This window comes from Halobacteriovorax vibrionivorans, from assembly GCF_003346865.1.
Taxonomy (GTDB): Bacteria; Bdellovibrionota; Bacteriovoracia; order Bacteriovoracales; family Bacteriovoracaceae; genus Halobacteriovorax_A; species Halobacteriovorax_A vibrionivorans.
This window is the reverse complement of the sequence record NZ_QDKL01000002.1, coordinates 166904-188164: the sequence shown is the minus strand read 5'-3', so window position 1 is coordinate 188164 and position 21261 is coordinate 166904. Positions and strand designations below refer to the sequence as shown.

General features: G+C 35.9%; 20 protein-coding genes and 2 tRNA genes. 15 read left to right on the top strand and 7 right to left on the bottom strand.

Annotation, left to right across the window (positions count from 1 at the left end):
• Nucleotides 1-41: 41 nt before the first annotated feature.
• A complete protein-coding gene (locus DAY19_RS06675) occupies nucleotides 42-1094 on the bottom strand; it encodes a branched-chain amino acid aminotransferase (RefSeq protein WP_114706424.1) in 1053 nt (350 codons plus the stop codon).
• A gap of 16 nt (nucleotides 1095-1110) precedes the next feature.
• Nucleotides 1111-1395 (bottom strand): hypothetical protein, encoded by a 285-nt coding sequence (locus tag DAY19_RS06670; protein WP_114706423.1) that lies wholly within the window; start codon nucleotides 1393-1395, stop codon nucleotides 1111-1113.
• Nucleotides 1396-1512: 117 nt separating this feature from the next.
• On the opposite strand from DAY19_RS06670, the gene DAY19_RS06665 reads away from it, so the two are divergent.
• A tRNA-Val gene (locus DAY19_RS06665) sits at nucleotides 1513-1589 on the top strand.
• A gap of 137 nt (nucleotides 1590-1726) precedes the next feature.
• Here the strand turns inward: DAY19_RS06665 and DAY19_RS06660 are convergent.
• Entirely contained in the window at nucleotides 1727-2617 is an 891-nt protein-coding gene (locus DAY19_RS06660) for a sensor histidine kinase (protein ID WP_114706422.1), read from the bottom strand.
• A 197-nt stretch (nucleotides 2618-2814) separates the two neighbouring features.
• Here DAY19_RS06660 and DAY19_RS06655 point away from each other — a divergent pair, with 197 nt between their 5' ends.
• From DAY19_RS06655 to queG, 6 genes are all read left to right on the top strand, one after another.
• Nucleotides 2815-4485, top strand: a complete 1671-nt coding sequence (locus DAY19_RS06655) for an ABC transporter transmembrane domain-containing protein (RefSeq protein ID WP_114706421.1) — start codon at nucleotides 2815-2817, stop codon at nucleotides 4483-4485.
• Nucleotides 4457-6217 carry an ATP-binding cassette domain-containing protein gene (locus DAY19_RS06650; protein WP_114706420.1) on the top strand — a complete coding sequence of 587 codons (1761 nt, stop codon included), beginning with the start codon at nucleotides 4457-4459 and terminating at the stop codon, nucleotides 6215-6217. The genes DAY19_RS06655 and DAY19_RS06650 overlap by 29 nt, the downstream gene beginning before the upstream one ends.
• Nucleotides 6218-6298: 81 nt before the next feature.
• On the top strand, nucleotides 6299-7345 hold the full coding sequence (locus DAY19_RS06645; RefSeq protein WP_114706419.1) for a DsbA family protein: 1047 nt from the start codon (nucleotides 6299-6301) through the stop codon (nucleotides 7343-7345).
• Nucleotides 7346-7516: 171 nt separating this feature from the next.
• Entirely contained in the window at nucleotides 7517-9460 is a 1944-nt protein-coding gene (locus DAY19_RS06640; protein WP_133296907.1) for a coiled-coil domain-containing protein, read from the top strand.
• A 38-nt stretch (nucleotides 9461-9498) separates the two neighbouring features.
• The gene (gene pyk, locus DAY19_RS06635) at nucleotides 9499-11193 is read left to right on the top strand and encodes a pyruvate kinase (protein WP_114706417.1); all 1695 of its coding nucleotides are present in this window, start codon (nucleotides 9499-9501) and stop codon (nucleotides 11191-11193) included.
• Nucleotides 11190-12182, top strand: coding sequence for a tRNA epoxyqueuosine(34) reductase QueG (gene queG / locus DAY19_RS06630; RefSeq protein WP_114706416.1), 993 nt, complete (start codon nucleotides 11190-11192; stop codon nucleotides 12180-12182). Before pyk ends, queG begins: the two co-directional genes overlap by 4 nt.
• On the opposite strand, the gene DAY19_RS06625 is transcribed toward queG, so the two are convergent.
• Nucleotides 12174-12956: an alpha/beta hydrolase gene (locus tag DAY19_RS06625; RefSeq protein ID WP_158536820.1), complete on the bottom strand. Its 783-nt coding sequence runs from the start codon at nucleotides 12954-12956 to the stop codon at nucleotides 12174-12176. The genes queG and DAY19_RS06625 overlap by 9 nt on opposite strands.
• Nucleotides 12957-13064: 108 nt before the next feature.
• On the opposite strand from DAY19_RS06625, the gene DAY19_RS06620 reads away from it, so the two are divergent.
• Both DAY19_RS06620 and DAY19_RS06615 read left to right on the top strand, forming a co-directional pair.
• Nucleotides 13065-13140: transfer RNA gene (locus DAY19_RS06620), tRNA-Phe, on the top strand.
• 369 nt (nucleotides 13141-13509) lie between these two features.
• Nucleotides 13510-13881, top strand: a complete 372-nt coding sequence (locus DAY19_RS06615) for a tRNA-binding protein (protein ID WP_114706414.1) — start codon at nucleotides 13510-13512, stop codon at nucleotides 13879-13881.
• 35 nt (nucleotides 13882-13916) lie between these two features.
• Here the strand turns inward: DAY19_RS06615 and DAY19_RS06610 are convergent, their stop codons facing one another.
• On the bottom strand, nucleotides 13917-15905 hold the full coding sequence (locus tag DAY19_RS06610) for a DEAD/DEAH box helicase (protein ID WP_114706413.1): 1989 nt from the start codon (nucleotides 15903-15905) through the stop codon (nucleotides 13917-13919).
• 174 nt (nucleotides 15906-16079) lie between these two features.
• On the opposite strand from DAY19_RS06610, the gene DAY19_RS06605 reads away from it, so the two are divergent.
• Complete coding sequence (locus DAY19_RS06605; RefSeq protein WP_114706412.1) at nucleotides 16080-16487, top strand: GFA family protein; 408 nt, start codon at nucleotides 16080-16082, stop codon at nucleotides 16485-16487.
• A 20-nt stretch (nucleotides 16488-16507) separates the two neighbouring features.
• On the opposite strand, the gene DAY19_RS06600 is transcribed toward DAY19_RS06605, so the two are convergent.
• Nucleotides 16508-17812 (bottom strand): hypothetical protein, encoded by a 1305-nt coding sequence (locus DAY19_RS06600; RefSeq protein WP_133296906.1) that lies wholly within the window; start codon nucleotides 17810-17812, stop codon nucleotides 16508-16510.
• Nucleotides 17813-18002: 190 nt separating this feature from the next.
• On the opposite strand from DAY19_RS06600, the gene DAY19_RS06595 reads away from it, so the two are divergent.
• From DAY19_RS06595 to DAY19_RS06575, 5 genes are all read left to right on the top strand, one after another.
• Nucleotides 18003-18251 carry a hypothetical protein gene (locus DAY19_RS06595; RefSeq protein ID WP_114706410.1) on the top strand — a complete coding sequence of 83 codons (249 nt, stop codon included), beginning with the start codon at nucleotides 18003-18005 and terminating at the stop codon, nucleotides 18249-18251.
• Between the two features lie 2 nt (nucleotides 18252-18253).
• Complete coding sequence (locus DAY19_RS06590; protein ID WP_114706409.1) at nucleotides 18254-18700, top strand: GNAT family N-acetyltransferase; 447 nt, start codon at nucleotides 18254-18256, stop codon at nucleotides 18698-18700.
• Between the two features lie 111 nt (nucleotides 18701-18811).
• Entirely contained in the window at nucleotides 18812-19240 is a 429-nt protein-coding gene (locus DAY19_RS06585) for a host attachment protein (RefSeq protein WP_114706408.1), read from the top strand.
• A 110-nt stretch (nucleotides 19241-19350) separates the two neighbouring features.
• Nucleotides 19351-20094, top strand: a complete 744-nt coding sequence (locus tag DAY19_RS06580; protein ID WP_114706407.1) for a phosphatase PAP2 family protein — start codon at nucleotides 19351-19353, stop codon at nucleotides 20092-20094.
• 2 nt (nucleotides 20095-20096) lie between these two features.
• The gene (locus tag DAY19_RS06575) at nucleotides 20097-20453 is read left to right on the top strand and encodes a hypothetical protein (protein WP_114706406.1); all 357 of its coding nucleotides are present in this window, start codon (nucleotides 20097-20099) and stop codon (nucleotides 20451-20453) included.
• Nucleotides 20454-20505: 52 nt separating this feature from the next.
• On the opposite strand, the gene DAY19_RS06570 is transcribed toward DAY19_RS06575, so the two are convergent.
• The gene (locus DAY19_RS06570; protein ID WP_114706405.1) at nucleotides 20506-21252 is read right to left on the bottom strand and encodes an endonuclease I family protein; all 747 of its coding nucleotides are present in this window, start codon (nucleotides 21250-21252) and stop codon (nucleotides 20506-20508) included.
• Between the last annotated feature and the right edge of the window lie 9 nt (nucleotides 21253-21261).

Here is a 21261-nt window from a genome sequence, read left to right as displayed (position 1 = left end):
ATATAACAAGGGCCTCAATTTGAGGCCCTTTTTTATTTGATCTAAAGTTTTACAACCCAGTTAAATTGATCTTCCACTGTTTGTTCTTGAATACCGAGAAGAGTCTCTCTTAGCATTTTTGTGGTTGGACCAAATTCTTCTTTCACATTATATCTTTCTCCACTTTCTTCATGAAGAGAGCATATTGGAGTGATAATAGCGGCCGTTCCACAAGAAAAGCATTCCGTGCATTTATTTGATTTAATATCTTCAATTAAATCATCGATACTCATCTTTCTCTCAATAACCTTAAGTCCTTTTGAGCGTGCAATATCAATGAGTGAGCGACGTGTGATTCCATCAAGAATTGTCTCTGTTAATTCTGGAGTGTGAATTTCTCCATCAATGACAGCAAAGAAATTCATTCCACTCAGTTCTTCAATAGACTTTCTATCACTTGCAGATAACCAAAGACTTTGGTGAAGGCCAAGCTTTTGCGTGCGTACACCAGAGTTTAGAGCTCCTGCATAATTACCGCCTGTTTTTGCTGTCCCCATTCCTCCTGGGCAGGCACGAACCATTTGTCTTTCAATTAAAACTTTATAGCTACCACCAGAAAAATAAGACTCAACAGGTGAGGCGATAACCATGAAGAGAAACTCTTCACTTGGCTTTATCCCAAGGTTATTTTCTGTTGCGATCATAAACGGTCTTATATAAAGAGATTCACCACTTCTTTTTGGGATGAAGTTTTCACCCATCTTTGTAATTGTATTTACCGCATTTACAAAAATCTCATTTGGAACTTCTGGCATGGCCATTCTTCTTGCTGAATGATTAAAGCGTTTGAAGTTCTCTAATGGACGAAAGAGGTTTGGTCCATTTCCTTTGTAATTATATGCCTTCATTCCTTCAAAGATCTCTTGTCCGTAATGAAGAACTTTACATGTTGGATCTAGTTCAAGTTTTGCATATGGCCTAATCTCAAGCTCGCCCCATTCGCCACGCTTGAATTCACACGTTGCCATAATTGGTAAAAGAACTTTTCCAAATCCTACTTTATCAGGCATCGAAAAATTTTCGATGGCCTCTTTAGCACTTGCTAAAACTTTCATAATACTCCTCAATTAATTATTTGCAGTGATAACCCATTCCTGTCACTTTCCAGCGACCGCCTTCATTAACTGCTTCTTTGATAAAGATTGTATTTCCACCTTTATCTGCAACTTGATTGATAGCATGGTTAATTGCAAGGTCTTTTATTCCGTTTTCATTTTCACCGATTACAGAAGTGAAGACAGTACAGTTCTTACGTGGTTTTTGGTATGTAACCTTAACTTTGCTTCCTTCTTCTGTAAGCTTTGTCTTTGAAACTGCACAACTACAAAGTAGTAGTATCATTAAAATATATTTCATATATCCTCCACGAATTTTGGTTATATTAGCAAATCAGAAACAATGAGGCTTAGGTTTGTGCGTCAATTTTATCTTTTGACGTTGTTTGAGAATTTTAATATTATTCTGAGTGATTTTAGGACTATAGCTCAGTTGGTTAGAGCGCTACCTTGACATGGTAGAGGTCTGCAGTTCGAATCTGCATAGTCCTACCATCTTTGATTTGATCTAGTACAATTCGATTTTTATACCCAGTACATTTACCGATATCAACTCAGCATCAAAACATGCCTTTGGGCATCTTTTGACTGCAGGTTGTAAAGTTCGAATCTGCATAGTCCTACCATTTTTTTTAATGATGGATTTCTAAGACATCTTTATCTCGATTGCTAAGGCTTCTTTTTGCTACAATTTGAGTATCAATTGATGTGTCAACATATGCTGCATTTACGAATTTTAAGCGAAATGTCGATCCTATTTCGTCTCGATTATTAAATGCCTTAATATCTCCGCCGTAGAAATTCATATACTTCTTAACCACTGGAAGGCCAAAGCCTGAGCCTTCTTCGCCGTGAGTTCCTTCTCGATGAGTTTCATTTGTAAATGAGAAAAGACCACTTAGCATACTTTCTGGAATACCTATTCCTTGGTCAATAATATCAACCTGAATTGCTGAGTTTCTGTTGCTGACTTTGATTAGGATCTCTGATCCTTGTGGAGAGAATTTTGAAGCATTAGTAATAAGATTTGTGAAGACACTTTGATTTAAGGAAGATGGTTCGGCCATTGCTTTTAGGTTTTTATTAAGAATCTCAAGCCTAATATGCTGTCCTTTCTTATCGAGCCTCTTTCGCACTAACTGAATTGAGCTCTTTATTGTATCTTCTAATTTAACAGGCTCTAATTTGATTGTGGATTTTCCGGATTCGATAGACTGGATTTTTCTTATATGTTGAATTAATTCACTCATATTCTCAATCACACCACTTACTCGACCAAGATTTTTAAGAATCCCTTCTTTATCTTTCATTGCCAATATTGTTGAGTCACTTAAAAGAGATAATAATGTTGTTGAATTAGAGAGGTCGTGGAAGAGGACAGATAATAAGTGCTGCTTTTCTTCAAGACTTTGAGAAAGATCGTTCTTATCGACCTCAAGCTGTTTATTTTTAATGACCATGTGCATTGTTGTTGCCATGGATACTAAGAGTAATACTAAGAGAATCGCGGCGATATAGGTCACAATGTTTCCTTTCAGAAGTGTTGTTGTTTAAATTATTTTTATGGATATTAACTGTAAAGTTATTCAATAAAAAGACGGCAGGTTTAAACTTAACTTAAATTAAGAAGGTATCTTCATATTTTGTTGATTGTTCATTATATAAATCACCATAAACCCTTGTATAGACTGATAGTTCTTATTCAAGTAGACTGTGCGCAATGAAAAGCTATCTTAATAAAAAATTAACTTCACTAGTTGTGAGCCAATTTATTCATTACTGGTATTACTATATAGGGGCTTTTATTTGTCTCTATTTAACTCATAATATTCAAAGTGAATTACCATTTATTGCTAAAGATTTGGCAGAGAAAATATCAGAGGGAATTTCAATTCCTGTGGGGCATTTATTTTTATTAGCTCTAGGGATTATTATCTTTAGAACTTCATCTAGGCTTCTCTTCTTTTACCCAGCACGAGTCCTGCAAAAGATCTTAAGATTTGAGTTAATGAAGAAGCTTGAGACAGTCAGCCCATCTCGCTATAAAGAATTTTCTAAAGGACAAATCTTTCAAATTATTGGAGGGGACTTAGAGCACGTTAGGGCCCTCGTTGGTTTTGCTCTACTTCAAATTGCAAATATCATTATTGCACTTTCGATTCTTGTTCCAAAACTTTTAAGCTTTAATAAAGAATTATTTGTTGCCTTACTGCCGATGTTCTTTGCTTTCATCGTCTTCAGCGTCATTGTCTCCACGAATAGAAAATTTTATCGAAAAACTCAAGACCTACAAGGTGAAGTTCAAAATACAATTATTGAAACTTATGCAGGAAAGAAAACAATCAAAAACTTTCATGCAGAAAAAGCATTTATTGATTTATTCTCAAAGAAGTCTCAAGAAGAATTAGATAACTTCTATGAAGCCGGTAAGCGAGTCGGTATCTCGATTCCTCTTATGCCTACTGGTGTGGGGTTATCGCTTGTTTGGGGTGCTTTTATTATTTATAAGGAACAGCTTGGTGCATCTTCCCTGATCTTATTTTCTGGTTTTGTTTACCTATTCTTAGAACCAATTATGTTCCTAGCTTGGATTGGAGTTGTCTTTACTCGTTCTGCTGGTGCATGGGCCAGAGTAAGAGAGCTCGTTGGTGCCATGAATAGTGAAAGTGATTTAGAAAAGTCTTTGAAACGAGAGTTCTCATTAAAGAAGAAAGAGGAAATTGTAGAGTTACAACTTCCATTTTGGGAACGTGATTTAGCACTTAAAGTTCATGTGGGTCAAAAGAATGCAGTTGTTGGAAAGACTGGTTGTGGGAAATCTGAGCTACTAATAAAGATCAGTGAACTTTTAAAGCTACAATCTCATACAACAAGTTATGTCGCACAAGATCCATATCTATATAATGGAACTATTTTTGAAAACTTATCACTGGGCCAAGACTTTAGCGAAGAGGAGTCTAAAAGAGCCTACGAGTTATTAAAAATATTTGGATTAGATTATCTCGCCCAGGACCGTGAAAGCTTATTTAATTTAGTTGTAGGGGAGAATGGTAAGAGATTATCAGGTGGACAAATTAAACGTGTTGCACTCATAAAGTCTCTACTCTTTGATAGTGAGTTTATTATTTGGGATGATCCATTTTCATCGATTGATGTTGTACTCGAAAGAGATATTTTAAAGCGTTTAAACGATATGGGCGTTTTTGATGGCAGAACACTTATTATGTCTACTCACCGCTATACAACGGCCATGCAGTGTGATCACTTATCTCTTATTTGTGATGATGGTGGTCTCTTAGAAGAAATGACAGTTGAGGCCTTTAAGAAAAAAGAAGAAAACAGTAATTTAGAAGGAGAAATATATGAACATTTCAAAAAACAACTCCTCTAAGTTTTTATTCTTTGAAGGTAGTGGAAAGTATCTTCTAAGTATGACTTTATGCCTAGTTATCTCAAGTGCTCTTGGGGCATCCTTGCCACAGTTAATAAATAAATTAACGGCAAATTATGATAATGAAGCTATTTATCGCCAGACCCTTCTAATCATGACATTTGTCTTTCTAGGGACAGCTATAAACCGCGCTGTTTATAATTTGATTATAAATCGCTATGTTGTGGGAATGGTTCAATTTGTTAGAACTCATTGTTATTCGAAGTGGCTATCAAGTGTTGAGCTTCAAACGTCAAAAGAAAACCGTAATGATCGTTATCCTCAAGGAGAAGTTCTTGCACGTATCATGAGTGATACAGAGAGTTTAAGAGAGCTTGTAACGTCTGGAACATTTGGAATCATTATTGATATCTTCTTCGTTTTAGCTTCTTTGGTGAGTTTTGTTAGCTTAAATGCCATCGCTGGTGCATATCTTGCTGCTATTCAATTTGGTGCGGCCTTAATTCTTATTTGGTGCTCTAAGTATATGAGAGCAGTATTTTTGAGTGTTAGAAACTCAAGAGCTAAGCTTTATCGCGTCGTTGCTGATTTAATCGGTGGGGTTCGTGAAAACTATTATAATCCGGCAAAGCAGTATACTTCAAAAAAGTCGTTAGTGGTTTTTGATGAGTTCTTAAGAAAAATCCTTTCTTCAAATGTTTGGGATGCTTCTTATTATTCATTTGCTGAATCTCTTTTTCCTGTTTTCTTGGCCTGTGCAATTTTCATTATTCCAAATAGTGGTATAACTCAGGTTGCTTTAATCTTTGCATTAATTGATTTAATTCAACGATCAATTAATCCAATTAAAGACGTTTCATCTAAGGTTGCAAATATACAAAGGGCAGCTACTGGGGTTGGGCGAATTGACGAATTTTTAACTGATCTAGAAAGAGAGAAGTCTTCAGATATAGACGCAAAAAGACGCAAATATGATGTTGATACAATGGATATTGATATCCAAAAATTTACTTATCCTGCAAAGGGTAAGAATTCGACGCCATTTACTCTTGAAGATATTAATTTCAGTGCAAACCAAGGTGACCTCATTGGTATTGTTGGCCTATCAGGTAGTGGAAAGTCGACTCTTTTAAATATAATGGCAGCAAATATTATTCCTGATGAAGGAAGGGTCTATGTTCAAAACCACGATGGACTGAAAAAAGAATATAATTTCGATTATATCGATGACTTTAATGAGTATCGTGAATTAATAGGAATTGTTTCACAAGATTCACATATCTTTTCTGAAAGTGTTGAGTTTAATATTACGATGGGTCAGCCTGGATTTGGTGACTTCGACAGTTTCTGGAATGAAGTCTGTACACAGATCTCATATATTTCTAAGTGGGGAATTAGGCCAGATACAGTATTAGACCAAAATGAGATCTCTTTGGGACAAAAACAACTTATCTCAGCTATCCGCTCTTGTTATTTAAAAAAGCCAATTGTTCTCTTTGATGAAATCTCATCATCTCTAGATAGTGATCTTGAAGAAGCATTGCGTAGAATGATTTTATTTGTACAAAAGCAAGCGGTAACAATTATTGTCGCTCACAGAGTTGAGACAATTCTAGAAGCACAACAAATTATTGTGATGGAAGGTGGACGTATTGTTGCTAAAGGAACACACGGAGAGTTGAAAAATACTTCACCGCAGTATGATCAATTTGTTAAAGAATTATCAAATTGACAAAAAAATGACGTACTCCTTAATGCATTATTTCTCTTTTTTACATATAATTAATTTAAATTGATGTGAAGGAGAACAAACATGATCAAAAAATCCAAGATTGCTCTTGGTCTGATTGCTATTTCTGCAATGGGACTAATTGCTTGTACGAGTGATGTAAATTCAAAGCCTAATTTTCTATTTAAGAAGGCTCCAAATGATACAGCTGTAATTAAATTCAATGGAAAAGAAGTAAGTCACGATGAATTATTCAAAGGTTCAGAGGCCGAAATCTATGAAATGAAGCAAAAGCTTTATGAGCTGAAGCTAGGGAAGGTAAAAGCCTACCTACTTGAACAATATAAGAATGAAGACCCAGCTCGTACTTCAATGAATATGGAAAACTTTATTGATACAGTTGTTGCTAAAGATATTGAGATCACAGAAGAAGAAATCAATGCTTTCGCAAAAGAGAGAAATATTCCACAGATGAATCCACAACTAAAAGTGAGAATTATCGACTTCCTAAAGAATACAAAAAAGCGTGATGCTATTGAAGCTTATATCGCTAAGAAAACAAAGGACTCACCAGTTGAGATCTATCTTGCAAAGCCTGAGAGACCTCGCTTCGATATTCCTGTTACTGGAAATGAGCCAACTTTTGGTGGAAAAGATGTAGCAGTAACTATTGTTGAGTATTCTGACTTCCAGTGTCCTTTCTGTGCAAAGGGTGTTGAGATTATGAACGAAATCAAAAAAGCTTATGGAAATAAGGTTAAGATTGTATTTAAGAATTTTCCACTTAGCTTCCATAAAGATGCTGCAAAAGCTGCTGAAGCTGCACTATGTGCAAATGAACAATCATCTGAGAAATTTTGGAAATTACATGATGAGATGTTTGCTGATCAGTCAGGTCTAGCAGTTGATGGACTTAAGGCCAAGGCGAAGAAAGTTGGACTTGATCAAAAGAAATTTAATGAATGTCTTGATTCTGGAAAGATGAAGTCACAAGTTGATGCTACTGTACAAGAAGGTGTAAAGGTTGGTGTTAAATCAACTCCAACATTCTACGTAAATGGTATGTTAATCAATGGAGCTCAACCATTTGAGGTATTTAAAGAGCTTATTGATTCAGAAATGACAAAGTAAAAGACTCTGATATTTACTATATAAAGAAGGCCGGGCATTTATTCCCGGCCTTTTTAAATTCTTCAGAATTGATAGAATAGTAAGGTAATCTGGCCAATTTTGGCCTATTTAATCTTCATATTTTAGGTAATTGGAAGAAAGTTTATGGACGTTAGAGACTATAGTAAGAGATTGTCACAGAGCAGAGAGGATTTTAATCGTAAGCGCGAAGAGCAGCGCCAAAATTATGATCGTCAGTTAGATGAGTTAAAAGAAACTCAAGAATATCGTCTTAATAAGCAAAGAAAGGCTTATGATAATTCAATTCAGAAGCTAGAAGAAACTCAAGATCGTTTCAGAGAAATCTCAACGGAAGATACTAAAAAGAAAATTGAAGAGCAGCAAAAAGATTACCTAAGTAAACTAAATACAAATAAGCGCGACTTTGAAAGAGAGCGCAAAGATATACGTGATGATTTTAATAATCGCTTTAAAAATATCCGTGAAGCATATGACGCCAAAGGTAAGAATGATGTGGCCACGATGGGAAATCGACTCTCAACGAATCAAAGACGTTTTGAAAATACTATCGATAAAATGGAAGGACATTTTAACGAAAAGATCAAAGATGTTTATGCTAATGCCCGCGATACAGCTCATGATCATGAATTAGCAACAAAGAATGATCGTCGTCGTTTGATTGGAAGATTTGAAGATGAGATCAGACAATCAAATAAGGCCCATGGTAGTGAAAGAGCAAAACTGTACGAAGAATTTAATGATGATGTAACAAATCTACGTAAAACTCATAAACAAAGAGAAGCATCTCTTAAATCATATCAAGATGAAAGAATAGAGGATTTGCGAGATCAAAAAGATAAACAACTTGCTGAAAATCAAAAGAGCTTTAAGGCCTCTATTGATGATATCAATATTCGTAACTCAAGAAAGAGAAAACTTGAACAACGTGATAATAAGCAAGCAGCAACAGATCTTCAAAATCAACATGCGCGTTCTCTAGATAGAGCACGTCGTGAAATGAACCAAAAACTTTCAGGTGGTAATCGCGAAGATATCTTCAATGATAAATTAGATCAAACAAAGCGTGGTTACGAAACTCGTATTAAGAATATTCGCGATCAAATTGAAGACGATCGATTTAATGCAGATATTCAAGAACGTCGTCGTACCCAGTCAACAAAAGAAGTTTTAAGAAATCAAAAACAAAAAGCATCAAATTATATCGCAGCTCTTGAAAAGGATATGGCCGAATTTAAGAGTGATAAGCTAAGTGAAATCAATGTTGAAGTTAATAATGACATTGAAGAGCTTCATGATAGTTATAAGAGAAAGCTTATGGCAAAAGATGTCAATGCTTACAACGAACAAGAACACGCTAAAAAGATAAATGAAAAACAAAGAAATCAATTTAGTGAAACGATTCAAAAGATCAATAATAGAAACTCTGAGGCAATTTCTCAAATGCAAGAAGACTTCTCTGATGAGTCAAAAGAATTTATTCAAGAGACCCGTTTCAAGCATGCAAAAGAGATGAAAGAAGTTAAAGAAAGCTTCCTGGAAAATAAAGAGAAGCTTACTAAGTCTATGACGCAAAAAATCGAACAACTAGAAGAACAAAACCAAAAGTTAATTTCTTCTTATGAAGGTAAGTTAAGTCGTCTTAAGAAAGCTAATGCTAAAGAGATTGAGCGTATAAAAACGACAAACCATTTACAAGCAGAGCATTTGAAAGAACAGACTAGAAATGCTATTGCTCTTAAGGATAGAGAAAATCAAAATCATCTAGCAGAAGTTAGAGGTGACTTTGATAAACGTTTATCTCAAGTTAAACAAAGAGCAGACATTCAAGTAAAAAGAATGGTAGATTACTATGAAGATATGCTTGCACGTGAACGTGATGAGTCTCAAAGAAAGTATATGAGTAAAGTGACAGAACTTGAAAATCAATATAATACTTTATATGAGAACTCTAAGCTTGAAAGAAGAAACCTTATTAATCAATATGAAAACCGTATTGAAGAGGTACGCGCTGCAAATGCAATGGCCTTAGAAGAAAGATCTAAGGAGATTAGCTCGGGAATGTTCTCAGAACAGCAAGCAAGTCGAAAAGCTTAATTAGAAAGAATTGAAATATAAGAATTCAGGGAGAGATAATGGGAATGGGCAGAGTCCGTCGTGCGAAGATTGTTGCGACTTTAGGTCCTTCATCAAACACTGTTGAGATGATTGAAAAACTCATCAAAGCAGGGATCAATGTTGCTCGTGTAAATATGAGCCATGGTACTCATGAGGCACATGCACAGCTTATCTCAAATATACGTCAGGCTTCTAAGAACCTTGGACGTGAAATTGCGATTCTAATCGACCTTCAAGGTCCAAAAATCCGTACAGATAAATTACCAAATGGCCTTCAATTAGAAAAAGGCCAAACATGGGTAATAGGTCCTTCGTCTAAGCAAGAAGATTATCCTGAGTATAAAGATTGCTATATTCCTACGATATACGAAAAGCTTGTTGATGATTGTCATGATGGTGCAAGAATCCTCTTTGATGATGGAAAGTTAATAGCAAAAGCGACAACGCGTGATCGTGATGTTTATAAAATCGAAGTTATTGTAGGAGGCGAGCTTAAGTCTAATAAAGGAATTAATCTTCCTGACTGTGAAGTTTCTGCTCCTGCATTTACTGAAAAAGATGAAGCAGATTTAATGTTTGCTCTAAAACATAATATCGATTACATCGCACTTTCTTTTGTTCGTAAAAAAGAAGATATTCAAACAGTGAAGGCCTTACTTCATAAGCTAAAAGTAAGAGTTCCTATTGTTTCTAAGATAGAAAAACCACAGGCCCTAGATAATATCGAAGAAATTCTTGATATTACAGATGTCATTATGGTTGCTCGTGGTGATATGGGGGTTGAAGTAGGTAACCACCTTGTTCCTTCAATTCAAAAAGAGCTTATTCAAAAGTGTAATGATCGTATGATTCCTGTTATTACTGCGACACAAATGCTTGAGAGTATGACAGATGCACCAACACCAACTAGAGCAGAAGCAAGTGATGTTGCCAACGCTATTTGGGACGGTACAGACGCTGTTATGTTATCTGGTGAGTCGGCTTCTGGTATGTATCCAGTTGAAACAGTTACTATGATGAGTAATATTATTTATGAAGCAGAGAAGACTCCAAAGGAGAGACCTCTTCTTAGAAATATTGACCTTTCTTCTGTTAATTCATCAGTAATGGTTGCAGCATCAATGATTGCTGAAAAAGTCGAAGCAAAGAGAATTCTTGCAGTAACTGAAGGTGGTAATTCTTGTCGTAAGGTCTCGATGTTTAGACCACAAACACCAGTTGCAGGTGTGACTCATAATCTTCGTACCGCTCGTCGTATTTGTTTATACTGGGGTGTTTATCCATATCTTGTAGAAGAAGAAGTACAAGATACAGGCTCTTACGTTAAGTATATTGTGAATCATGCAAAAGAGAAGATGGGGCTTTTTAACGGAGATAAGATCGTTGTTACCTTAGGTGATGGAAAGATCTTCTCTAAAGGTTATTCTAACTCGGTGAAAGTTGAAATAATCAAACAAGCAAAGCATCATGAAGAATCTGGTGAAGAACCTTTTGATATAGCAGAAGATAAAAAAAAAAGAATTTTACTAGATCATAATATCTGCTCAACTTGTCAAAACTGTGTTTCAATTTGTCCGCATGAGATTTGGCAAGCTGATAAGAAAACAAAGCTTACAAAACTTAATAAAGACAATATTAAGCACTGTACTCTTGATTATGAATGTATCAGAGTGTGTCCAACAGGTGCTATCGAAATTATTGAAAAGTCATGATTAAAAGAGATGATATCCAAAATATCCTAAATGGCCAAGGCCTTAAAGTATGGGGTGTCGTCTCTGAATCAAAACCAAAGTCTCTTGATCGATTCAAAAAGTGGGTAAGTGATGGGCTCTATGGTGCCCTTGGCTATCTTGCGGATGAACGTGCTATAAAAAGAGAAGATCTTAAAAATTACTATCCTGATATTAAGTCAACATTAGTTATCGCTTTTGATTACTCTCATATCGCTCGTAGTGCTAAGAAGTTCTATGAAAGTAGCGAGAGCAATGGGCTAAAAATCGCCAATTACGTTGTTGGATTTAAAGGTCGTGATTATCATTATGAGGTGAGAGATAAATTACAGGCCATAGGGGAAGAGTTACAAAAGCTTGACCCGAATCTTGAATTTAAGTTCTCTCTTGATACCCAACCAATTCTTGAGCGTGACTTTGCTTATCAGTCAGGGCTTGGTTGGTATGGAAAGAATTCCATGCTTATTAATCGTCATATTGGAAGCTACTTCATAATCGGCTCACTCTTACTTAATAAAGAAGTGGAGGCCCCAAATGATAAATTTGAAACGGATCACTGTGGCCAGTGCACACGTTGTGCGGATGCTTGTCCTACAGATGCTATTGATTTAGAGAAGCGAACAATTGTTGCAGATAAGTGTATATCAACTTTTACCATCGAACATTTTAAAGATATTCAAGCACCTGAAGGCTTTGATAAGGCCCGCGGAGAATTCTTTGGTTGTGATATTTGCCAGGATGTTTGTCCTTGGAATAAGAGGCTTGAGAGAAAGCTAGAAAGCGACTCTGAAGCGTTTAAAGAAAGTGGAAGGCAATTTATCGACTTCTTTTTAACAAGGCCTGTGGATGAGATTATTAATGATCTTGAGGCCATGAGTAATCGTGAGTATCGACGTCAATTCAAAGGCACTCCTCTTGAGCGCACTGGACGTGTTGGGATGCTAAAAAACCTTCGCTATTATCTAGATTAGATCAATTTTCTTTGCATATTTCTTTATAAAACTTCCGGCCATATCTGGTAGGTGATGGCCAAGCTTCTTAGGCTTCTCCATTGTCACTGTATTGCCAAGTTCTTCTAAGATCTTTGCAAAATTCTCCATTCCCTCTTTACCTACAACCACATCATCTTCACCTGAGATGAGGTGAATTTTGTGACCTGATAAGGTTAAATTGTGTTTTTGATCCTTGATCCAAGGAAAGATTGTATCTGGGCCAAGGTGGGTTGAGACAAGCTCTGCTCTTGCTCTTACTGTGGCCTGATAAAAAGGCGTATCAAATACATGTGTGACACCTTCTGGTGGAACACCAAAGCCAACACCAACATGATGAATGTCAAAGCCTTCAAAGTAGTTATTTTGAACTGCTAGAATAGATGTAAGAGCTCCGAGTGAGTGGCCACCAACTAGAAGTTTCTTTTCTTGATTTGGATAGGCTTGAGTTAATTTTGTAATTGCTTCTTTAAAAAGTTCCGGTGCGTCATTTTTAAAGTCTTCAAATGAGTTCACATCGTGAAAAGATCCAGTAAAGTGACCCGGTTGGTCAAAGATTAAAGTTGGGACTCCATCGTCACAAAGCTTCTGTGCCCATGAAAAAATACTTATCTTGTGAGAAGTATATCCATGAGTAAAAATAGCGTAACCAGTATTTTTTAGCTTAGTTTGTGGTGGTCTAAAGAGTAGGGCGTTAACCGTAGTCTCATTTACTGTTAAAATAATTTTATCGATACTTAAAAATTTTTCATTCATAGCAGACATAATAATTAAAGATATCTCAAATTAAAATTAAAAAACTTTTTAATTTTCTATTGACGAAGAAGGCATAAACCATTAATTTATTGGAACCAAATCATTTATGCCCTGATAGCTCAGTTGGTAGAGCAAAGGACTGAAAATCCTTGTGTCCGTGGTTCGAATCCGCGTCGGGGCACCATAAAAAAGCCAGATCATTGATCTGGCTTTTTTTTATCTTCAATCATCAAAACATTGCACACTACAAATCCAAAAAGGATTTTCAGGACTTTGCTCGTTAGAGCAACCTGACCGAAAAAACGTGCCCAAAGCGCACGTTTTTATCTCTTAAGTACCAAGTGAAAAGATGATCTCTATGAGTGCGAGTTCGGGCAGGCCGTAGCCCACGATGGGCGGAGGTATCCAACGAGCAGGATGCGGGGGAGTTTGCATCGAGTATTTTTTTACCTTCAATCATCAAAACATTGCACACTACAAAACTCTATTTTTTTACAAGGGTATTTTTATACCCTAAAATAAGTTTTCGAATTAAATTAGAATGGGAGAGCAAGTGCACCTTGATTTTAATCCAAATAGTGAGCCAGCTGCTGAAATTAATTTTAATCAATTTCTTGATGTTGATATGAGAATTGGAGAGGTCGTTGAAGTTGAAGACTTTCCGGAAGCTAGAAAACCAAGCTTTAAGCTTAAAATAGACTTTGGTGATGGTGTAGGTATAAAGAAATCAAGTGCGCAAATCACTGTACATTATTCAAAAGATGAGTTGCTCGGTAAAAAAGTATTGGCCGTAGTAAATTTCCCTCCAAGGCAAATAGGCAAGTTTATGTCGGAAGTTCTTGTTATGGGATTTTCAGACAAAAACAATGATATTGTTCTTTTCGATTTAGATAAAGACGTTCCAAATGGTGCTAGACTTCATTAATGTAAGGTAAATGAAGAAGCACCTGGATTAGAAAATTACACTAGTGTTATTTGAATCTTCTTCATTCGGCCTTCACCGATCGAGACTGTTTTAACTTCTTTGTGCTTATCAAGGTGTTGATGAACAAGCCTGCGATCTGAAGAGTTTAATGCTTTAAGTGTGACTGGCTCACGAGTGTCTAGCACTTTAGCTGTCTCGCGCTCAACCATCTTAATAAGATAGTCTTCTTGATTCTTAATACCCTTACACTTGAAGTTTAGTCTGACTTCTCTTGGGACTTCAACACTGTTGTAGAGGTGTAGTCTTGTCAGGTGTTCAAGAGCTTGGAGTAGCTCATTATTATCACGTGTTAACATCTTCTCATCTTTTCCTGAAAAGAAGATTTTAATATTCTTTCCATTGAATGAGAACTTTGCAAATAATTTTAAGTTTGCCTTCTTTATGACATCAATTAAGAAAGGCATCACGATCTTCTTATACGTTGGTCTAAGACTATAAGTGAACTTTGTAAGCCTTTTTCCAAATAAGAAAAACTTCTTACGTCCAGGTGTCGATTCATCAAGGCTTAGTTGAGAATCATATTTTATCTTAAAGAATTCAAGAGCGGCTTTTTTTGCACTTTCTTGAGAGTCTGCTTGAATCGTAAACTTTGGTGTATTTGGTCTCTTTTCTATTTTCTTAACTGGTTTTGTTGTCGATTGCTCATTTACAGGCGTTTTCTTCACTCTCTCTTGAGTTCTCTTCTTTGAATTATTTTGGGCGTTCTTGCGTACAGGTTTCTTTCGCTTATCTTTTTCCTCTTGAGTTAGAGGCTTGCCAGTCGTTCTATCGACAACTTTGTAAGTTTTACGATCAATGAATGGCTTCTTTGAAAGCTGCTTAGAAATATCATCTGGTCCAACTTCAAATTTTGGAATTTTATCGCCAATAAATTCTTGAATTGGGTCTAGGTATTCACAGTCATCAAAAGAGCAAAAGCTTATTGCTTCACCTTCTGAACCTGCACGCCCTGTACGACCGATTCGGTGAACATAGTTAGCAGCATCTTGAGGAAGATCGTAATTGATAACAAGGTTAACATCTTTAATATCAAGCCCTCGTGCTGCAACATCTGTACAAACAAGGATCGTCGTGTCTTTTGATCTAAAATCTTTGATTAGCTTTGTTCTCTTACTTTGAGAAAGTCCACCTGAGATTGCCTTTGCTTTGAAATCCATTGCGATTAGCCACTCAGCAACTAAGTGTGTTTGAAACTTTGTGTTACAAAAGACAAGTGCATATGCGTCTTCGTGGTTTCGGATGAGGTTTACGAGAAGGCCCATCTTTTCATTTTCGTTAACCATCGCTAGCTTGTGATCAATGTGATCAACAACCATATTATCTTCATTTAACTTAAGCTCAATCGGCGTTGAGTTAAATTTATAGGCCGTATTTAAAACTGCCATATTAGTCGTGGCCGATACCATGATTAATTGCCTGTCATCTGGCATTTGAGCAAGAGTGTATTCGATATCTTTTTGGAAGCCCATATCAAATAAACGGTCAGCTTCATCAAATACGATTCCGTATGTGCGATCAATGAGGACGGCCTTTTGCTTAAGTAGGTCCACTAAGCGGCCAGGAGTTGCAATAATGATATGCACACCCTTATTTATTTGCTCTTTTTGCTTTGCGAGGCTTTCACCACCAATAACGCAAATCGTTTTAATTCCAGAGTCATTACCGAGATCGTTAAAGACCTTTGCAGTTTGCTGCGCTAGTTCTCTTGTGGGAGATAGGACAACATAGTGAACATCATCAACTTTCACGAGGTCATCGTGAATGATGTGTTCGATGATAGGAATGGCAAATGACGCAGTCTTTCCAGAGCCTGTTTCAGCAAGGGCAAGTATGTCTTTACCTTCTAAGATTGGATCAATTGTAAGTTCTTGGATGGCGCTTGCTGTTGTAAAACCACATTTTTTAATGGATTCAAGGAGGCCTGCGCTTAAATTAAAGTCTTCAAATGGTATATTATCTGTCATAGCAATGAATATACGCTATATGAAACATTAATCTAAGTAATTTCTTAACTTTCCTTATAATAACTGCGTTTCAGTACTTTTTTGCCAACAATTATTAAATTATTGCATACTATAGTAGAACAAGGGCCATAAATACCATTTGTTCAACTTTCAAACTATTTAATAGGGATAAGTATGAGTAACAAGAATGCAGGGTCTTGCTTATGTGGAAAGATTAAATTTGACCTTGAAGGAAGTTTTGAAAGCTTCTTTCTTTGTCATTGTAAGTATTGTCAAAAAGATACAGGATCTGCTCATGCGGCAAACCTCTTTACGACAAATTCAAAGCTAAGTTGGTTATCTGGAGAAGACCTCGTTAAGACATTTAATTTACCTCAAACAAGACACGTTAAAAGTTTTTGTACTAATTGTGGTTCAGCTGTTCCTAGCATTCAAAATAATGGTGACTTGATTGTAGTACCTGCAGGTAGTTTGGACGTTCCTGTTAGTATAAAACCTAATGCTCATTTGTTTATTGGAAGTAAAGCGAATTGGGAAGATGAGTTAGATGAACTACCTTCATTTGAAGGGCTGCCTAGGTAGTGTTGCTAAGTTTATGATTCTTATGAATTGAGAATTTCCGCTAGTACTTCTTGGCAGCTTTGGGGCGGGCTTAAAAAGTCGGGGGCTTTTGCAAGAATATCTTTAGTTCGATAGCTGATTAGTCCAAAATCACCCTTAAGCTTTTCAATTGTTTCTGTGGCCTCTGGCGACTCTGTTGTATTAGAGAGTATTCTTTGAATATTATCAGAGATAATATTTGAGATATCGTCTTCAAGTTCTTCGTCTAATCCAATTTCATTCATTTTCTTATAGATGAACATAAATGCATCAAGGTCATAAATATTGGCCATGACCTTTTCTGCAAATTGAGAAAAGTAGTAAGGAGAAAACTTTCCTAAGTGATTAAGGAGTAGCTCTAACTCTTGTTTCTTTAACTCACCAGATGGGAATTTGTTTAAGTGATTGGAGATAAAGTCCTTTTGTAATAAGGTATAAAAAGACATTAAATGCTTTGTTTCAATGTCTTTGTAAACTTCTAAGATTCCCTTGTAATCTGTTATTTCACTAAGTTGTTGCTTTATTTTTTCAAGCTCAATTGTATCTAGTTCTGATTGTTTCGTTCTTTCTTCACTGACAATCTCGTTTAAGCTATTTAGTAAATTCGATTCGTATTCAGTGATAGGACGTTTGCTATTTGTAAAAAAGTGTTGAGTAAATAGAGTTGGTGATGATGGCAGTCGTGCTAATTCATGGCCAGATGACCAATCTAATAGAAACCATTTATCTTTTGCCTTTGAATAGACAAGTTGTTCGACATGGAAATCTCCAATAGTTTGATAAATTGCACTTTGTTTTGCAAAGTCAAAAAGAGCTTCTTCAATATGAGCCTTTTCTACATCTGGTATTGATTCGTTATTTGTAAGAAAGTCTTTCAAGTCAAAGTCATTTTCTATTACATCTACAAGAAGGTAAGAGCTATCCTCATATGAATGAATCATTGGAATTGGAAGTTTGGTTTCTTCTAGCTCACTAAATCCAGCAAAGGAATGATTTATAAATCGCTTTCCATCATGAATATTATAATTCTTTTCTTGGTTTCCATGGGGAAGTCTAAGGGCCAAATCTTGTCCCATTTCATTGTCGTGTACTTTTAATATTAAGGTCGTATTCCCACTTCCAAGGACTTCTTTGTAGATGACGCTCTTTCCACGTAGATGGATACTTTCGCCAGCTTTAAGCTCCCCTGAAAGAATACTTTGTGCAAAGTTGTCATTGAAGACATCATCTGAATTAAACAGATGAAGATCTGCTGACCAAACTGAGAGGTTGAATGTGAATAGTATAAATAAGAATCTTATCATCATTAGTTTAGTTGCAGATGAGGTGCCAAAAAAACGATCGTTATTTCAATGGGTTACGTGAGTCTTGTGTCTAAATAATGATCAAGTGTAGTATATGTAGAATAAAATTATCTTATATTCTAAGTCGCTATATTCCCTAAACAAAAAGAATACCCTATGATAATTTTTTTAAGTGTTAATTTAGTGAGGAGATATGCAGAAGGCAACAAAACTTCGAATTGTCATAAAAAGAGATGGCAAAGAAAAAGCGAATATAAAACTTCCTATTTATTCTCTAAAGCATATCGAAACATTAATGCCAGATGTTGCATTAGTTAAATTAAAAGAAAGAAATATTGATCTTGAGAGTATTGTCAAAAAAGTTAAAGATAGTGATTATAGGCCTCAAACACTTTTTGAGATTAATGACCCTAAAAAATCATATCGAGTTTGGATTGAATAAATATGTCAGATTATGAGTACCGAGAATATACAAAGAATACCGATGAAGTTTTTGAAATCGTTTCAAAGGTTAATGGCTATATCTTTAGTCTTCCATATAGTATAGAAAAAATGCGAGATAAAACTCGCCATTGTAAGAAGTTTCTAGCGCAGTTCTTCTTTGATGGTGATGAGCCTATTGCCTTTAAAATCGGTTATGATCGCGAGGATTATTTCTATAGTTGGATTGGTGGTGTTTCATCAATTTATCGTGGACAAAAGTTAGCAACTAAGCTGATGGAAAGACAACACGAATGGGTTAGAGAGCAGGGATTCCAAAAATTACGTACTCATACAGATGATCGTTTTCCTGAAATGATAAGTCTTAATTTAAAATTTGGTTTCTATATTTTTGAAAAGCGTATTAAAGATGATGGTATCGAGCAAATCATCATGGAAAAGGAAATATAAGTTTCCAAATATGTTCACATTGTAAGTAAAAAGCTTATTCTTTACCTTAATTAGTTAGTAGTTTTTATAAAATCAGGCGATGATGGTTATAGTCTCATACAGGAGGTCTCTATGAATCGTTCATGGGTAATTGTCGCCAATAAATCTAGTGCTCGAGTTTATGAGCGTATTAAACGAAAAGATTTAAAACTAATAGAAAGTTTAGAAAATCCTACGGCCAAAAGAAGTGAGTCTGAACAGGTTTCTGATCGTCGAGGTTCAATGTCACAAAGTCATAGTCATGGACAACAATCATTTTCCCCAAAGACAACTGCTAAAGAGCATAATGAAATTAGCTTTGCAAAAGAGATCAATGATTTTCTTGAAAAGAATCGTACAAGAAATAAATTTGATGAACTTGAAATCGTAGCGGCACCTTCCTTTCTAGGTATTCTTAAAAAGAACTTAGATAAAGAGCTAGGCAAGCAAGTCACTCAATATACAAATAAGGACTTTGGTGAACGCTCTGATCGTGAAATCAAAAAGTTAATCGCTTCTTAGGTGATTTAGTTCATTGTATTTAAGACTTTTAATTGAAACAAATGTAGGTGTAGGCAAACATCCTAAATACGCTGTAAAATAAGTAAGCTTAGAAACAAGGAAGTTTAAGTTTGCTATTTATTAAGTCTACATTTTTTAAAAGAGTTCTAATTTTATTCTTTTTTCTTATCTATAATCCAGTCAGCTCTCGTGCGAATGAGTGTGGTTGGTTCCTATCTGATTTCACTTCACCTGTTTGTACTGATGCTAAGTATATCTTTTGGACCGGAACAACAATTACTGCTGGTCTTAGTCTACTTAAACAAATTAAAGGCTTTGATGAAATCCAAAGAAGAGCAGTTGCTAAGAATCACCTAAAAGGCTTAGGTAAGTTTGGCGGGGATATTGGCTATGGTTATCTAAATGGAACATATATCTTAGGCAACTACTTATTAGGTGGTGCTAGAGGCGCTAAAAAAGCTTCTCATATGCTTCAGGCCACTTTCTATACTGTAGGGACAACAGTAGCGTTAAAAAGTATGATTCATGAAACGAGACCTGGTTATCCTCAAGAGCATGACTCTTTTCCTTCTGGGCATGCTTCGGCGTCTTTTGCATTTGCTTCTGTCGTTTTAGCGCAGGATGGTGTTTTGTGGGGGAGTTTGGCCCATCTCGCTGCAATATTTATCTCTTTTAGTCGTATAAACGACGAGTGGCATTATCTTCATGATGTTACAGCTGGTATGACCATTGGGATGAGCTATGCATGGGGGATTTACTTCAATAATATGGATTATGGAAAACCATATTGGTTCACAGTACTTCCTACTGAGAATTTAGATGGCCTAAGCATAGGATATGCATTAAGTTTTTAGGTATGAAAAACCTATTCTTATCTGTATTAATTTGCGTTTCACTTCCGTCATTTGCTTCTGATGGACTAATCTGTGCAATTGAATCAGCTACATATTATAAAAGAGTTCTTGAAACACAGAATCTAGAAGTTGATAAGTATAAGCATTGTACAATTTCTTGTATTGTTGGAATTGAATGTGGAGTTAAGCCTACGGCAATGATTGGTGTAGCAAAAGAGCTTTATGACTTATTTGGTGGAGGGACACCGGAGTTAGAGGATCTCTTAGCAAATTTAAGAGGATTGAGATTAAGTCAGCGCGGTGATATTCAAAACTTCGAAGAGTGTTCATCTCATTGCCAAGTCTATTATTCAAAATAATAAAAAAGGGCACTTATAAGTGCCCTTCATATTTCTATAATTTAAAAATATATTAGAAGTCTTGAATTTCTGAAACAAGTTCAGGAGCGTCGATAAATGGATTTCTATTTCCTTGAATACGCTCAATCTTTTCATTTCTTTCTCTTTCATCAGCATCTACTGGGTCCTGCTTATGCCACTGGCGAAATAGTCTTTCTTGATGAGAGTTTAAGCTGCGGCCATAACGTACTGAGAAGTAGAACATTGCACGAGCGACATTTCCTTTGTGAAATTCTGGTGGCTCAAAAGTGTGGTTGTCAAATTTTGATACCTGACAATCATCAAGTCTTGCATTCTTACTATCAACTTCACCAAAGTTATAATTTCCTCTGATGCTATTTGCACGACTTTGAGTAGGAAAGAGGTGGTGAAGGTCAGACACTTGGTATCTTTGATCAGCTCCTCCAAACTTTGATTGTGGCCATGTATGCTCACAATTTACGACTTGGTGATTTGGTATTCTATTTCTTCCAATTGTTCCGATATTTGGTGTCGAGTTCGTGTAGACCTCATCGCAATAAACATCGCGAATATATTGTCCATGGCCTCCATCTCTTTTTAAGTGAAGTTCACCAAAGAGGTATTCACGGGCCGTACGATAAGAGTTTCTGTAGTGCCCATCTGAAGTCATTCTTTTTAAATTACTTTTTAAGTCTGAATTTGAATAAGATTTTGAAATTAAGGTTTTAAGTTGTTGAGGGTTGTAGCTTGCTGTCGCAGCGAACGACAGTAGGGTTACGAAGAGTAGTTTCATCTTCATTTTTTTCTC